Annotated in this window: 13 protein-coding genes; 6 read left to right on the top strand and 7 right to left on the bottom strand. The window is 69.8% G+C overall.

The genetic code is table 11. The features are described 5' to 3' along the window. Positions 1-22 precede the first annotated feature (22 nt). Positions 23-910: a 2-hydroxy-3-oxopropionate reductase gene (locus JMJ56_RS14665; protein ID WP_202832520.1), complete on the bottom strand. Its 888-nt coding sequence runs from the start codon at positions 908-910 to the stop codon at positions 23-25. Between the two features lie 23 nt (positions 911-933). Beyond that, a complete protein-coding gene (otnI, locus tag JMJ56_RS14660) occupies positions 934-1,716 on the bottom strand; it encodes a 2-oxo-tetronate isomerase (RefSeq protein ID WP_202832519.1) in 783 nt (260 codons plus the stop codon). Positions 1,717-1,926: 210 nt separating this feature from the next. On the opposite strand from otnI, the gene JMJ56_RS14655 reads away from it, so the two are divergent. The 5 genes from JMJ56_RS14655 to JMJ56_RS14635 all read left to right on the top strand — a co-directional run bounded on the left by JMJ56_RS14655 (position 1,927) and on the right by JMJ56_RS14635 (position 7,012). Continuing rightward, positions 1,927-3,009 carry an AI-2E family transporter gene (locus JMJ56_RS14655; RefSeq protein ID WP_202832518.1) on the top strand — a complete coding sequence of 361 codons (1,083 nt, stop codon included), beginning with the start codon at positions 1,927-1,929 and terminating at the stop codon, positions 3,007-3,009. A gap of 64 nt (positions 3,010-3,073) precedes the next feature. Then, complete coding sequence (locus JMJ56_RS14650) at positions 3,074-4,057, top strand: ABC transporter permease (RefSeq protein ID WP_202832517.1); 984 nt, start codon at positions 3,074-3,076, stop codon at positions 4,055-4,057. A gap of 3 nt (positions 4,058-4,060) precedes the next feature. Then, positions 4,061-4,972: an ABC transporter permease gene (locus tag JMJ56_RS14645; protein WP_202832516.1), complete on the top strand. Its 912-nt coding sequence runs from the start codon at positions 4,061-4,063 to the stop codon at positions 4,970-4,972. After that, the gene (locus tag JMJ56_RS14640; protein ID WP_202832515.1) at positions 4,972-5,973 is read left to right on the top strand and encodes an ABC transporter ATP-binding protein; all 1,002 of its coding nucleotides are present in this window, start codon (positions 4,972-4,974) and stop codon (positions 5,971-5,973) included. Before JMJ56_RS14645 ends, JMJ56_RS14640 begins: the two co-directional genes overlap by 1 nt. Next, a complete protein-coding gene (locus JMJ56_RS14635) occupies positions 5,966-7,012 on the top strand; it encodes an ABC transporter ATP-binding protein (protein ID WP_236037780.1) in 1,047 nt (348 codons plus the stop codon). Before JMJ56_RS14640 ends, JMJ56_RS14635 begins: the two co-directional genes overlap by 8 nt. Here the strand turns inward: JMJ56_RS14635 and JMJ56_RS14630 are convergent. Then, the gene (locus tag JMJ56_RS14630) at positions 6,979-7,446 is read right to left on the bottom strand and encodes a CreA family protein (RefSeq protein ID WP_202832513.1); all 468 of its coding nucleotides are present in this window, start codon (positions 7,444-7,446) and stop codon (positions 6,979-6,981) included. The two genes, JMJ56_RS14635 and JMJ56_RS14630, sit on opposite strands and share 34 nt — an antisense overlap. A 183-nt stretch (positions 7,447-7,629) precedes the next feature. On the opposite strand from JMJ56_RS14630, the gene JMJ56_RS14625 reads away from it, so the two are divergent. Beyond that, the gene (locus JMJ56_RS14625) at positions 7,630-8,760 is read left to right on the top strand and encodes a UDP-galactopyranose mutase (protein ID WP_202832512.1); all 1,131 of its coding nucleotides are present in this window, start codon (positions 7,630-7,632) and stop codon (positions 8,758-8,760) included. Here JMJ56_RS14625 and ggt read toward each other — a convergent pair whose 3' ends face one another. The 4 genes from ggt to JMJ56_RS14605 are packed head-to-tail and all read right to left on the bottom strand — an operon-like array spanning position 8,761 to position 14,033. After that, on the bottom strand, positions 8,761-10,431 hold the full coding sequence (gene ggt, locus JMJ56_RS14620) for a gamma-glutamyltransferase (RefSeq protein ID WP_202832511.1): 1,671 nt from the start codon (positions 10,429-10,431) through the stop codon (positions 8,761-8,763). 30 nt (positions 10,432-10,461) lie between these two features. After that, complete coding sequence (locus JMJ56_RS14615; RefSeq protein WP_202832510.1) at positions 10,462-11,994, bottom strand: YifB family Mg chelatase-like AAA ATPase; 1,533 nt, start codon at positions 11,992-11,994, stop codon at positions 10,462-10,464. Positions 11,995-12,027: 33 nt separating this feature from the next. Continuing rightward, positions 12,028-13,008, bottom strand: a complete 981-nt coding sequence (locus JMJ56_RS14610) for a dipeptidase (protein WP_202832509.1) — start codon at positions 13,006-13,008, stop codon at positions 12,028-12,030. Next, positions 13,008-14,033 (bottom strand): histone deacetylase family protein, encoded by a 1,026-nt coding sequence (locus tag JMJ56_RS14605; RefSeq protein ID WP_202832508.1) that lies wholly within the window; start codon positions 14,031-14,033, stop codon positions 13,008-13,010. Before JMJ56_RS14605 ends, JMJ56_RS14610 begins: the two co-directional genes overlap by 1 nt. Positions 14,034-14,085 lie beyond the last annotated feature (52 nt).

Here is a 14,085-nt window from a genome sequence, read left to right as displayed (position 1 = left end):
GGCGCGTGCGGCCAGCGGCGACTCAGCCGGCTTCGGGAGCGACTGGGTGGGCGGCCATGACTTCCAGAGCCTTCACCAGCCCGGAATGGTCGAGCTGTCCGCCGCCGGCAGCGATGCAGGCGGAGAAGAGCTGCTGGGTGGCGGCGGTGTTGGGCAGCGCCACGCCGAGTTCCTTCGCCGAGGTCAGCGCCAGGTTCAGATCCTTCTGGTGCAGGACGATGCGGAAGCCGGGGTTGAAGGTCCGCTTGATCATCCGCTCACCGTGGAGTTCCAGGATGCGGGAGGTGGCGAGGCCGCCCATCAATGCCTGGCGCACCTTGGCAGGATCGGCGCCGGCCTTGCTGGCAAAGACCAGGGCCTCGCCCACCGCCTCGATGGTGAGCGCGACGATGATCTGGTTGGCGACCTTCGTCGTCTGCCCGGCGCCGTTCGGACCGACCAGGGTGATGTTCTTGCCCATTGCTTCGAACAAGGGCTTCGCGCGGGCAAAGGCTCCCTCCTCGCCGCCGACCATGATGGTGAGGCTGGCCTGCTTGGCGCCTACCTCGCCGCCCGAGACGGGGGCGTCAAGGTAGTCGGCACCAAGGGCGTTCACCTTCTCGGCGAAGGTCTTGGTGGCGGTCGGGCTGATCGAGGACATGTCGATCACCAGCTTGCCCTGCGACAGGCCGGCAGCGACGCCGCCGGGGCCGAAGAGGGCGGCTTCCACGTCGGGGGTGTCGGGCACCATCAGGATGATGATCTCGGCGGCCTTCGCCACCGCCGTCGCATCGGCGACAACGGTGAAGGAAGAGCGCGACTCGGCGTCTAGGCTCCGGCGATCCGGCACGATGACCTCGTGGCCGGCGGTCTTGAGGTGGCCGGCCATGGGCTTGCCCATGATGCCGAGGCCGATGAAGCCGATCTTCATGTGCGGCTGATCCTTCTTGCTGTTCAGGACTTGTAGGGGGCAAACCAGCCGAGGCCGGCCTCGGTCTCGCCCGCGGGGCGGTACTCGCAGCCGATCCAGCCGCCGAAGCCGAGCGCATCGATCGCCTGGAAGACGAAGGGCCAGTTGACCTCGCCGGTGCCAGGCTCATGGCGCCCCGGGTTGTCGGCGACCTGCATGTGCGCGATCAGCGGCATTTGGCGCTCGGCGGTCTTCACCAGGTCGCCCTCGGTGATCTGGCAATGGTAGAGGTCGAACTGCAGGCCGAGCCGCGCCGGCCCGCCCACCGCCTGGATGATGGCGGCCGCCTCGTCGGTGGTGTTGAGGAAGAAGCCGGGGATGTCGCGGTGGTTGATCGGCTCGATCACCGGCAGCACGCCGGCCTTGCTGCATTCCTCGGCGGCCCAGGCGAGGTTGGCGGCATAGACGGAGAGCAGCGTGTCGCGCGGGACGCCGGCGGGCGTCAGGCCGGCCATCAGGTGGAGGCGGGGGCAGGCCAGCGCCGCGGCGTAGTCGAGGGCACGCTTCACCCCCTCGCGGAACTCGGCCTGGCGGCCGGGCAGGGCGGCTTGGCCGCGCTCGCCCGCGGCCCAGTCGCCCGGCGGGGCGTTGAACAGCACCTGGGAGAGGCCGCTGTCCCTCAGCCGCGTGGCGATCTCGGCAGCGGGGAAGTCGTAGGGGAAGAGGAATTCCACCGCCTCGAAGCCGGCCGCCCGGGCGCGGGCGAAGCGGTCGAGGAAGGGCACCTCGTTGAACATCATCGACAGGTTGGCGGCGAAGCGCGGCATGGTCCCTCCCTTGAGCATGATCGCCGAAGGCTGAAACGGCCGCAGGCGTGATTCATGCAATCAGACAACCGGCTGGACCAGGATCGCGGATCATGGTCCAGGTTTGAGACTGCTATAGCAGCCGCGGCGCAAGCTACCCAGGGCGGGCGGGTATGGCTACAGGGCCGGCAGGAAGATGCGCCCGGCGCCGCGGGATGATACGGAGCGACGATGACCCAGCCGCGAGTTCAGACCGAGCGCTTCACCCCGGCCGCCCTGCTCGGCCTCCTGGCGGCGCTGGCGCTGGCAGTGGGCTGCCTGCTGGTGCTACGGCCCTTCCTTTCCTCGCTGCTCTGGGCGGCGATCCTCGTTTTCTCCACCTGGCCGGCTTTCCGGATGCTGCGGGAACGGACGGGGATGTCGCCCGGCTGGGCCGCTGGCGTCATGGTGCTGGTGGAGTTCCTGCTGATCGGCCTGCCGCTGGTCTTCGCCACCCCGACGAAGCGCGAGGATGTGGAGGGGCTGCGGCATGCGGTCGAGACCTTCCTGACCCAGGGCATGCCCGGGCTCGGCACCTGGCTCGGCAACATGCCGATGATCGGCGGCTTCCTCGCCGAGCACCTGGAAGGGGTAGATTTCGGCCTGTCGGGACTTGCCGAATTGCTTGGCCCCTATGCCGGGACGCTGGCGCAGAATGCGCTGGCGGTGCTGCTGGCGGTGCTTTCCGGCATCGCCGAGCTCCTGGTGGCGATCTTCCTCGCCTTCTTCCTCTACCGGGACGGGCCTTCCATCGCCCGGCGGAGCGAGGCGGCGCTGGAGCGGTTGGCCGGGGACCGAACGCGGCGCCTGGTGGCGCTGACCGGGGACGTGACCCGGGGGGTGGTCTATGGCCTGCTCGGCACCGCCCTGGTGCAGGGGTTGATGACGGCCTTCGGTCTTTGGATAGCCGGCGTGCCGCGGCCGGTGCTGCTGGGCGTGGTGGCGGGCGTCATCTCCATTATGCCGGTCGGGGCGCCGCTTATCTGGATTCCGGCGACGCTCTGGCTGTTCAGCCAGGGCTCGACGGGGTGGGCGATCTTCCTCGGGCTCTACGGGGCCTTCGGCATCAGCAGCGCGGACAATGTGATCCGGCCCTGGCTGATCTCGAGGGGGGCCGATCTGCCGTTGTTGCTGACCTTGCTGGGCGCGCTGGGTGGGGTGTTCGCCTTCGGCTTCCTCGGCCTGTTCCTCGGGCCGGTGCTGCTCGCCGTCGGTTTCACCTTGTTGAAGGATTGGGCGACCGAAGGGGCAGAAGGGAGCGGAAGGACCGGCTGACACCCTTTCGTCACACAAGGCCGCGGCCTATAGGGGCTGAAAAGCCCGCAGGGACGGCCCCCGAATGCTTGCCTTCATCATCTCGCGCATCCTCCAGGCCTTGCCGGTCATGGCGGTGGTGGCGCTGATCAGCTTCGCCATGTTCGCCTATGTCGGCGATCCGGTGGCGATCATGCTCGGCCAGGACTTCACCGAACAGCAGCGCCAGGCGCTGGTGGCGAGCCTCGGGCTCGACCAGCCCTTCTTCGTTCAATTCGCCAAATTCATCTGGAATGCGCTGCAAGGCGAGTTCGGGCTATCCTATCGCCTGTCCCGACCGGTGGCGGAGCTGATCCAGGAGCGGGCGCCGGCGACGCTGGAGCTGGCCTTCTGCGCCGCGCTGGTCTCGCTCTCCATCGGCGTCCCGATGGGCGTCTATACCGGACTCTACCGGAATTCCTGGCTGAGCCGCTTCTTCCTCACCTTCAGCCTGATCGGCGTCTCGCTGCCGACCTTCCTTATCGGCATCCTGCTGATCCTCGTCTTCTCCGTCTGGCTTGGGTGGCTGCCGAGCTTCGGACGCGGCGACACGGTGCAGATCGGCTGGTGGAGCACGGGGCTGCTCACCGTCTCGGGCCTCAAGGCACTGGTGCTGCCCTCGGTCACGCTCGGAATGTTCCAGCTGACGCTCATCATGCGGCTGGTGCGGGCGGAGATGCTGGAGGTGCTGCGGACGGACTACATCAAATTCGCCCGCGCCCGGGGCCTCGCCAACCGTGCCATCAATTTCGGCCATGCGCTGAAGAACACGCTGGTGCCGGTGATCACCGTCGCCGGGTTGCAGCTCGGCGGCATCATCGCCTTCGCCATCGTGACGGAGACGGTGTTCCAGTGGCCGGGCATGGGGCTGCTCTTCATCCAGTCGGTGAATTCCGCCGATATTCCGGTGATGGCGGCCTACCTGATGCTGATCGCCCTGGTCTTCGTCACCATCAACCTCGTCGTCGACCTGCTCTACTACGCCGTGGACCCGAGGCTCCGGGTCGGCGGCGCGAAGCGGGGGCACTGAGCGATGGCCGCGATTGCACGCATGCTGGACAGCGACCTGTTCTGGTCTTTCCGGCGCTCGCCCGTCACCGTCATCTCGGCCGTGGTGGCGCTCATCTGCGTCCTTGGCGCGGTGCTGGCGCCGCTGTTGGCGCCGCATGATCCCTTCGACGTGGCGACGCTCAACCTGATCGACGCCTTCAAGCCGCCGGCCTGGGCGGCGGAAGGCGACCGCGCCTATCCGCTCGGGTCGGACGACCAGGGGCGGGACGTGCTCTCGGCCATCATGTACGGCGCGCGGGTCTCGCTGCTGGTCGGCTTCTGCGCGGTGCTGTTCTCGATGGTGGTCGGGGTCTCGGTCGGGCTGCTGGCCGGCTATGCGGGCGGGGCGGTGGACGGGGTGCTGATGCGCATCGCCGATATCCAGCTCACCTTCCCCAATATCCTGATCGCGCTGCTGGTGGACGGCATCGCCCGCGCCGCCCTGCCATCGGACGTGCATGACCGGGTGGCGCTCTTCGTCGTCATCTTCGCCATCGGCATCAGCGCCTGGCCGCAGTTCGCCCGCACCGTGCGCGGCTCGACGCTGGTTGAGCGGAACAAGGAATATGTGCTGGCGGCGCGGGTGATCGGCATTTCGCAGCTGCGGATCATGCTGACCCATGTGCTGCCGAATGTGCTCGGGCCGGTGCTAGTGATCGCGACCCTCGGGCTCTCCAACGCCATCATCTCCGAGGCGACGCTCTCCTATCTCGGTGCGGGCGTGCCGCAGACCCAACCCTCGCTCGGGACGCTCATCCGTATCGGCAACGACTTCCTGTTCTCCGGGGAATGGTGGATCGCCATCTTCCCCGGCTTGGCGCTGATTGCCATGGTGCTGTCGGTCAACCTACTCGGCGACTGGCTGCGCGATGCGCTGAACCCGAGGCTCCGCTGATGGCCCCCTTGCTCGAAGTCCGTGACCTGCGCGTCGAATTCCCGACGCGGCGGGGCGTGCTCACCGCCCTCGACGGTGTTTCCTTCTCCATCATGCCGGGCGAGGTGCTGGGCGTGGTCGGCGAGTCGGGCGCCGGCAAGTCGATGACGGGGGCCGCCATCATCGGTTTGCTGGAGCCGCCGGGGCGGATTGCCGGCGGGCAGATCCTGTTGAACGGCGAGCGCATCGACAACCTCCGCTACGACCAGATGCGGCGCATCCGCGGGCGGGAAATCGGCGCCATCTTCCAGGACCCGCTGACCACGCTCAACCCGCTCTACACGGTGGGCGACCAACTGGTGGAGACGATCCAGACGCATCTCGGCCTCGACGGGGCGGAGGCGCGGCGGCGGGCGGTCGGCTGGTTGGAGATGGTCGGCATCCCGGCCGCGGCGCAGCGCATCGACAGCTACCCGCACGAATTCTCCGGCGGGATGCGGCAGCGTGTGGTGATCGCGCTCGCGCTCTGCGCCGAACCGAAGCTCATCGTCGCGGATGAGCCGACGACGGCGCTCGATGTCTCGATTCAGGCGCAGGTGATCGCGCTGCTGAAGGGGCTGGCGCGGGACAAGGGCACCTCGATGATGCTCGTCACCCACGACATGGGCGTGATCGCCGAGGCGGCGGACCGCGTCGCAGTGATGTATGCCGGCCGCATCGCCGAGATCGGGCCGGTGCGGGAGGTGGTGAAGCATCCGAAGCACCCCTATTCGGCGGGTCTGATGGCCTCCATCCCGCCGCTCGACCGCCGCGTGGAGCATCTGGCGCAGATCGACGGGGCGATGCCGCGGCTCTCGGCCATCCCGCGCGGCTGCGCCTTCAACCCGCGGTGCCCGGAGGTCTTCGCCCGCTGCCTGGTGGAGCGGCCGGCGCTGTTGGCGACGGGCGCGACGGAGGCGGCTTGCTGGCTCTACGACCCGGCTTCGGAGAAACATGCGCCGGAGGCGATGCCCCATGGCTGAGACGCCGATCCTCGAGGTCGAGGACCTCGCCCGCTACTTCGATGTGTCGCGGCCCTGGCTGCAGCGCGTGCTGGCCGGCGAGGGCAAGCGGACGCTGCGGGCGGTCGACGGCATCTCCTTCGCCATTCCGCGCGGGACGACGCTGTCGCTCGTCGGTGAGAGCGGCTGCGGCAAGTCGACGGTGGCGCGGCTGGTGGTCGGCCTCTACCCGCCGAGCAAGGGCCGCGTGGTCTTCGAGGGGATGGATTTGGAGCGAGCGCGCGCGATCGCCGAGCAGCGGCGGCGCATGCAGATGATCTTCCAGGACCCTTACGCCTCGCTCAACCCGCGCTGGCGGGTAAAGGACATCGTCGCCGAGCCGATCCGCGCCTTCGGCATGACGCCGAGTGCGGCGGCGCAGCAGGAGAAGGTGGCGGAGCTTCTCACCCAGGTTGGGCTTTCGCCGCTGGACGGGGAGAAATTCCCGCATGAGTTCAGCGGCGGGCAGCGGCAGCGCATCTCGATCGCGCGGGCGCTGTCGTCGAACCCGGATTTCCTGGTCTGCGACGAGCCGACCTCCGCGCTCGATGTCTCCGTGCAGGCGCAGATCCTCAACCTGATGAAGGATCTGCAGGCGCGGCTCGGCCTCACCTATCTCTTCATCAGCCACAACCTAGCCGTGGTGCGGCAGGTCAGCGACAGGATTGGAGTGATGTATCTGGGCCGGCTGGTGGAGTTGGCACCGGCGGAGACACTCTTCACCACTCCGCGTCATCCCTATACGCGGGCGCTGATGGAGGCGATCCCCGACCTCGAGATGACCGGGCGGCAGCGCATCCCGGTTGGCGGTGAGGTGCCGAGCCCGATCAGCCCGCCCTCCGGCTGCCCCTTCCACCCGCGCTGCCCGCTGGCCAATGACCGCTGCAAGGCGGAGCGGCCGGGGCTGGTCGCAGCGCGGGCGACGGAGCAGAGCCTCACCGCCTGCCATGCGGTGGAGGAGGGAAGGGACGGGGGCTTGCCCGCGGCTCAGCGGATCGGCACGACCGCGACAGCGTTGTAGGGCGAGCCGTCCACCAGCTTGGTCGACCAGGCCATGTAGACCACGACGCCGCGCTCCTCGTCGACAAAGCGGTGGACGCGCGTTTCCTTGAAGAAGAGGCTGGTGTTGCTCTCGTAGACATTCTCGCCGCGCTGGCCTCGGCGGGCGCCTTCCGTCACGCGCACGGTGCCGGTGGTCACGCAGGAAAGGGCGAAGCGCGCCGGGTCCTCGGCGAGGCCGACCATGCCGGAGACGCCGCCGGTGCGGGCCTGGCTGATGTAGCAGGAGACGCCTTGCACATCGGGGTCGTCGAAGCGCTCCACCACCACGCGGTGGCTCCGGGTCAGGCCGAGATTGGTGATGGCCGTATTCACATGGCCGATCTCCTTGGTCTCCTCCGCCGCTGCCGCCGGCAGCGAGACGAGCAGGGCGAGGAGCAGAGCGGGAACGCGCATCGGGGGCCTCTCGGGTTCGTATCTGCCGGTGAACGAAGGCCGGCGGCGAAGGTTGCGCGGGCGCGCCGGGTTCCCGTGCCCGCGCAAACGTGGCTGTGAGCGGGTGCAACATATGCGGGCGCAGGCTGTTTGCGCTGGCGTCGGCCCCGATCGGGGCCGGAAGCCTGCGAAAGGAGCCCTGAGTTGCAGTCCATCCTTATCGTCGGTGCGGGGTTCGCCGGCGCCGTGCATGCGCGGCAACTCGCCGAGGCCGGCTATCGCTGCCAGGTCATCGACCGCAGGCCGCATGTCGCGGGGAATGCCTTCGACGAGGTCGGGGCCGACGGCATCCGCATCCACCGCTACGGGCCGCATCTGTTCCATACCAACAACAAAGCGGTGGTGGACTGGCTGAGCCGCTTCACCGAATTCGTGCCCTATGAGCACAAGGTGGAGGCGCTGCTGTCGGACAGGCGCTGCGTGCCGATGCCGATCAACCGGCGGACGCTGGAAGGGCTGTTCAAGGTCGAGTTGCCGGATGCCGAAGCCGCGCAGGCTTTCCTTCGTACGCTGGCGGTGCCGATGGAGGCGCCGGCCAATGCGGCAGAGCACCTGCTCTCGCAGATCGGGCCGGATCTGACCGACCTTTTCTTCCGGCCCTACACGAAGAAGATGTGGGAACTGGACCTTGAGGAGCTGGATGCCTCGGTGGTGAAGCGCATCCCCCTCCGCTTCGACGACGAGGACCGGTATTTCCCGAACGACCAGTATCAGTTCATGTTCCGTGGCGGCTACACGAAGGCCTTCGAGCGTATCCTCGACCATCCCTCGATTAGGGTGGAGACGGGTCGGGAATTCGACAAGGCGATGCTGCGCGAGTTCGACCACTGCTTCAACAGCATGCCGATCGACGAGTATTTCGGCTACGAATACGGGCCGCTGCCCTATCGCTCCATCCGTTTCCATCACCGGGAGGTGCCAGCGAATCACGGGGTCGGCTATGCGACGACTATCAACTTCACCGATGCCGGGCCGCTGACGCGAGAAACGGACTGGTCGCGCATCCCCGACCATGTGGTGCGGGAGACGGGGCGGAAGACGCTGACCGCGGAGGAACCTTGCGACTACCGCGACAACGCCATGGAGCGCTACTACCCCGTGAAGACCAGCGACGGGCGCTACCAGGCGGTCTACGAGCAGTACAAGGCGCTGGCGGAAAAGGTCGGCGAGTGCAGCTTCATCGGGCGCTGCGGCACCTACCAGTATCTCGACATGCACCAGGTCATCAATCAGTCGCTGGCGCATGTCGACAAGTGGATCGAGGCGCGGAAGTAGCTACTCCGCTGCGGCGAGGCCGTCCCTCCGCGGGTCGGCGCCGCCGAGGAGCCGCAGGCCATCCGCGTCGCGCAGGATGCGGATGGCGGTGAGGCCGGAATTCATCACGCGTACGTCGACAGGGAAGCCGCGTGCTTCGAGCGCCGGGGCGAGGGCGGCGGCACTGGTGCCGGCCTCCAGCTCGAGCGTCGCGTTCAGCGCGCCGATGCGGGGCAGGGCGACGGCGGCCTGGGGCTCCATCCCCCAATCCAGCATCGCCACCAATGTCTGCGCGACATGGCCGATGATGCGCGAGCCGCCGGCCGAGCCGAGCACCGCGACGGGCTGGCCTTCGGCGTTGAAGACGATGCTCGGCGACATGGAGGAGCGGGGACGCTTGGCCGGCCCGACGCGGTTGGCCACGGGGCGGCCGTCGATCTCGGGCAGGAAGGAGAAGTCGGTCAGCTCGTTGTTGAGCAGGAAGCCGCGGACCATCATCCGGGCGCCGAAGACGTCCTCGATGGTGGTGGTGAGCGAGACGGCATTGCCGGCCGCATCGACGACGGAGAGGTGGCTGGTGCCGTGCTCGGGCTGCGGCGGCTGCGAGGCGAGCGGCGCGCCGCCCTGCCAGGGCGGGTTGCCGGGGCGTGGCGCTGCGAGAGCATGGTCGCGGTCGATGAGTTGGGCGCGGATGGCGAGGTAGGTCGGGTCGAGCAGACCGCGCAGCGGGACGGGGACGTGGTCGGCATCGGCGAGGTAGCGGTTGCGGTCGGCGAAGGCGATGCGGCCGGCCTCGCCGAGGAGATGTGCGGCGTCGAGGCTGCGCGGGTCGAGCTGCATCTCCTGGTGCGACAGCAGGGCGAGGATCTGCAGCACGGCGACACCGCCCGAGCTCGGCGGCGGCATGGAGCAGACCGTGTGGCCGCGATAGGGGCCACAGAGGGGCTGGCGCTCCACGGGCGCGTAGCCGGCGAGGTCGTCGGTGGTGAGCAGGCCCGGATTGGCATGGCCGCGGACGGCGGCGGCGATCTCGCCGGCGATGGGGCCGCGGTGCAGGGCATCGGCGCCTTGTTCCGCGATGGCGCGGAGGGTGGCGGCGAGTGCCGGGTTGCGCAGGCGGGTGCCCTCGGCAAGCGGCTTGTCGCCGGGCAGGAAATAGGCGCGGGCCTGTGGGTCACGGCGCAGGCGCTCTGCATCGGCGGCGATTTGGGCGGCGAGGCGGGGGGTGACGATGAAGCCGGCCTCGGCGGCGGCGATGGCGGGGGCGAAGAGTTGGGCCCAGGGCAGCTTGCCCTGGCGCCTGTGGACGGCCTCCAGCATGCGGAGGGCGCCAGGGACGCCCACGGCGCGGCCGCCGACCGCGGCTTCATGGAAGCCCATCGGCTGGCCGTCGCGTAGGAAGAGCGTGGGCGGCGCGGCGGCGGGGGCGGTCTCGCGGCCGTCCCAGGCAGCGAGGCGGCGGGCGGCGGCGTCCCAGTGCAGCATGAGCGCCCCGCCGCCAAGGCCGGAGGCCTGGGGTTCGACCAGGGCGAGCATGGCTTGGGCGGCCACCGCGGCATCCACCGCAGTGCCGCCGGCGCGGAGCATGGCAAGGCCGGCCACGGCCGCCATCGGGTGGGCGGCGACGACCATCTGGCGTTGGGCCTGGGCGGGAAGGGCGAGGCAAAGAAGCAGGAGGACGAGGCGGGCCATGACGCTCCTGCGGAGGGTTGCCGCGGTGTTCTAACCTCCAACGGCAGCGGCGGGAACCGGGACGCGGTGGCGGAAGGCCAGGGCCTCGGCGAGATGGGCGCGCAGGACCGGCTCGCTCGCTGCGAGGTCGGCGATGGTGCGGGCAACGCGGAGCATGCGGGTATAGCCGCGGGCGGAGAGGCGGAGGCGGTCGGCTGCCTGTTCGGCGAGCTGGCGGGCGGCGGGTTCGGCCTGAAGGCTGCGTTCCAGTACCGCGCCCTCGGCGGCGGCGTTGCAGCGGGGGCCGGCCTCACCGTAGCGGTCGCGCTGCCGCTGGCGGGCGACGGCGATGCGGGCGGCGACCACGGTGCTGGCCTCGCCGGGCGGGGCATGGACGAGCTCGCTGGCGGGGACGGGCAGCACTTCGATGGCGAGGTCCATGCGGTCGAGCAGCGGGCCAGAGAGGCGCATGCGGTAGTCGTCGCCGCAGCGGGGGGCGCGTCCGCATTCGCGCGGCGCATCGCCGAGATAGCCGCAGCGGCAGGGATTCATCGCCGCGATGCATTGGAAGCGGGCGGGATAAGTCACATGGGCGTTGGCGCGGCTGATGGTGGTGCGGCCGGTCTCCATCGGCTGGCGGAGGGCTTCCAGCGCAGCGCGGGGGAATTCGGGCCACTCGTCGAGGAAAAGGACGCCGTGATGGGCGAGGCTGATCTCGCCCGGCTTGGCCTTGCCGCCGCCGCCGATCAGGGCGGCGGGGCTGGCGGAGTGGTGCGGTTCGCGGAAGGGCGGGCGGATGACGAGCTGGCCGCCGCGCAGCAGGCCGGCGATGGAGTGGACGAGGCTGACCTCCAGCGCCTCGGCGGGCGACAGGTCGGGCAGCAAACCCGGGAGGCGGGCAGCGAGCATCGACTTGCCGGCGCCGGGAGGGCCGATCATCCAGAGGTTGTGGCCGCCGGCGGCGGCGATCTCGAGGGCGCGCTTGGCGCTCTCCTGGCCCTTCACGTCGGAAAGGCAGGGGCCGCGCTCCGCCGCGGGCTGGACGGGCGGCGGCTGCGGCGGCGGCAGGTGCTCCGTGCCACGGAAGTGGTTCATCAGGGACAGAAGATCCGGCGCGGCCAGGACCTCGATGCGGCCGGCCCAGGCGGCCTCGCCGCCCTGGCTCTCCGGGCAAATCAGGCCGAGGTCTCGGGCGGAGGCGCCGAGGGCCGCCGGCAGGACGCCGTTGACCGGGCGGATGGCGCCATCCAGCGAAAGTTCTCCGAGGGCAGCGTAGCGGGCCATGCGGTCACGCGGCAGCACATTCATCGCCGCCAGCACGCCGAGCGCGATCGGCAGGTCGAAATGCGAGCCCTCCTTCACGATATCGGCCGGCGCCAAGTTCACCAGCACCCGCTTCGGCGGCAGGGCAAGGCCGAGGCCGATCAGGGTGGCGCGGACCCGCTCCCGGCTCTCGGCCACGGCCTTGTCGGGCAGGCCGACGACCAGGAAGGCGGGGATGCCGGGGGCGAGCTGCACCTCGACCTCGACCGGGACGGCTTCGATCCCGGAGAAGGCGAAGGTGGCAATGCGGGCGATGGTCATGCGCCCGCCAGCCTATACTATTTCGTCATCAAATCAATCGGCAACGGCCAGGGCCTGCCGCCAGAGGCGCAGGAAATTGCCGGACCAGAGCAGGCCGAGCTCCCGCTCGCCATAGCCGCGCTTCGCCAGCGCCGCGGTGAGGCCGGGCGTCTCGGCAGCATTCTGCCAGCCATCCACCCCACCGCCGCCGTCGAAGTCGGAGGAGACGCCGACATGCTCGATGCCGATGCGGCGGACGGCGTGGTCGACATGGTCCGCCATGTCCTCGACGCTGCCGGGGTTCCGCCCGCCCTCGGGCGTCGGGCGGAGGAAGGCGGGGACGGCGGTGATCTGGGCGAGGCCGCCGACCGCCTTCAGCGCGTCGAGCTGCTCGTCGTCGATGCCGCGGGGATGGTCGTGCAGGGCGCGGCAGGCGGTGTGGGTCGCGACGATGGGGGAGTGGGAGAGCTCGGCGGCCTGGAGCATGCCGGTCTTCGCCACATGCGAGACGTCGACCATGAGGCCGGCCTCGTTCAACGCGGCGATGGCCTGGCGGCCGAGCGGGGAAAGGCCGCCATGCTCGGCGGGCGCGTCGCCCAGGCGCTTCTGCGGGCGGGCGCTGTCGGCGAGGTCGTTGTGACCATCATGGGTGAGCGTCAGGTAGCAGGCGCCGAGGGCGCGCCAGCGGGCGGGGGCCCCGAGGTCGCGGCCCATCGCATAGCCGTTCTCGACCGCCGAGAGCACGCCGAGGGCACCCGCAGCGTGGCAGGCTTCCAGTTCGTCCGGCGTTGTGCAGAAGCGGTGGGCCTCGCCATCGGCGCGGTCGCGGATGTGGCGGAGCATCGCCTCGGCGCGCTCGGCGGCGGCGGCGTGGGCGGATTCGTCACGCTTTCCCTGGCCGACATAGGCGATGAAGATGACGGCATTCAGCTCCCCGCGCTGCATCTTCGGGAAGTCGACGCGCATCGGGCCTTCCGCCAGCGGATCCGGCGGGTCGGGCCAGCGGATGTCGACATGGGTGTCGAGGGTGAGCATCAGGCGGCGCCCCAGCCGGTGAGGAAGCGTTCGAGCAGGCTGCCCATGACCTCCACGTTGTAGCCGCCCTCCTGGATGATGGCGGTGGGCAGGCGGAGGCCGGCGATGTCGGCGCCGGCCCGGGCGAAGCCGTCGGCCGTGACCTTCAGCAGGCCGAGCGGCTCGTGCTCGCTCGGGTCGAAGCCGAGGGATACGACCAGCGCCTCGGCGCCGAAACCGCGCGCCGCCTCAATGCCGGTTGCGATGGCCTCGAGCCAGGCGGCGTCGCCGGTGCCGGCGGGAAGGGGGAGGTTGCGGTTGGTGTTGGCGGGGCCGGTCTCCTCCGCATAGCCGGTGAAGAAGGGATAGTAGTTCGACGGGTCGCCATGGACGGAGACGGTGAGCACGCTGGCATCCTCCCAGAAGATGCCCTGGGTGCCATTGCCGTGGTGGCTGTCGATGTCGAGCACGGCAACGCGCGCGGCGCCTGCCTGCCGGAGCGCGGCGACAGCGATGGCAGCGTTGTTCAGGTAGCAATGGCCGCCGGCGCGGGCGCGGTAGGCATGGTGGCCGGGCGGGCGGCAGAGGCCATAGGCTTGGCGGCCGGCGGCAGCCTCCGCGGCGGCGGCGAGGGCGACACCGGCGGCGGCGTGGATTGCCTCCCAGGAGCCGGCGCCGATCGGACAGGAGGTGTCGGCGGTATACCAGCCGGCTTGGCCGATGATGCCACCCGGGCGGCGGCCACCATTGGCGAGCGCATCGCCCGTTGCATGGGTGTTGCCGACCACCTCGTCGCCTGGACTCGGCAGCTTCTGCCAGGCGACGTAGGCGCCTTCCAGGAAGTCGAGATAGTCGGGCGCGTGGACGGCTTCGAGCGCCCCGCGGGCGGGCAGGGCGGCCGTCTCCGGCGTCAGGCCGAGCCGGCCAAGCGCGGCGAGCAGCGCCTCGGCCCGGGCCGGCACCTCGAAATTCGAGCGAAGCTGGCCGCGTTGGAGGAAGAAGCGCGGCCTGTGCCGCAGCTGATCGGGATGGGAGAAAGCGCGCATGCCGGGAGGCTAGCAGCGGATACGCCCTTGTCCATGCGCCGAACGGGCCGTT

It is taken from the genome of Belnapia arida (genome assembly GCF_016773205.1).
In the GTDB taxonomy this organism is placed as follows: Bacteria; Pseudomonadota; Alphaproteobacteria; order Acetobacterales; family Acetobacteraceae; genus Belnapia; species Belnapia arida.
This window is presented reverse-complemented; position numbering and strand designations above follow the sequence as displayed.

Excerpts from the sequence above, each read along its gene's own strand:
- JMJ56_RS14665 (WP_202832520.1), bottom strand. The coding sequence starts at position 910 with ATGAAGATCGGCTTCATCGGCCTCGGCATCATGGGCAAGCCCATGGCC.
- otnI (WP_202832519.1), bottom strand. The coding sequence starts at position 1,716 with ATGCCGCGCTTCGCCGCCAACCTGTCGATGATGTTCAACGAGGTGCCC.
- JMJ56_RS14655 (WP_202832518.1), top strand. The coding sequence starts at position 1,927 with ATGACCCAGCCGCGAGTTCAGACCGAGCGCTTCACCCCGGCCGCCCTG.
- JMJ56_RS14650 (WP_202832517.1), top strand. The coding sequence starts at position 3,074 with ATGCTTGCCTTCATCATCTCGCGCATCCTCCAGGCCTTGCCGGTCATG.
- JMJ56_RS14645 (WP_202832516.1), top strand. The coding sequence starts at position 4,061 with ATGGCCGCGATTGCACGCATGCTGGACAGCGACCTGTTCTGGTCTTTC.
- JMJ56_RS14640 (WP_202832515.1), top strand. The coding sequence starts at position 4,972 with ATGGCCCCCTTGCTCGAAGTCCGTGACCTGCGCGTCGAATTCCCGACG.
- JMJ56_RS14635 (WP_236037780.1), top strand. The coding sequence starts at position 5,966 with ATGGCTGAGACGCCGATCCTCGAGGTCGAGGACCTCGCCCGCTACTTC.
- JMJ56_RS14630 (WP_202832513.1), bottom strand. The coding sequence starts at position 7,446 with ATGCGCGTTCCCGCTCTGCTCCTCGCCCTGCTCGTCTCGCTGCCGGCG.
- ggt (WP_202832511.1), bottom strand. The coding sequence starts at position 10,431 with ATGGCCCGCCTCGTCCTCCTGCTTCTTTGCCTCGCCCTTCCCGCCCAG.
- JMJ56_RS14615 (WP_202832510.1), bottom strand. The coding sequence starts at position 11,994 with ATGACCATCGCCCGCATTGCCACCTTCGCCTTCTCCGGGATCGAAGCC.
- JMJ56_RS14610 (WP_202832509.1), bottom strand. The coding sequence starts at position 13,008 with ATGCTCACCCTCGACACCCATGTCGACATCCGCTGGCCCGACCCGCCG.
- JMJ56_RS14605 (WP_202832508.1), bottom strand. The coding sequence starts at position 14,033 with ATGCGCGCTTTCTCCCATCCCGATCAGCTGCGGCACAGGCCGCGCTTC.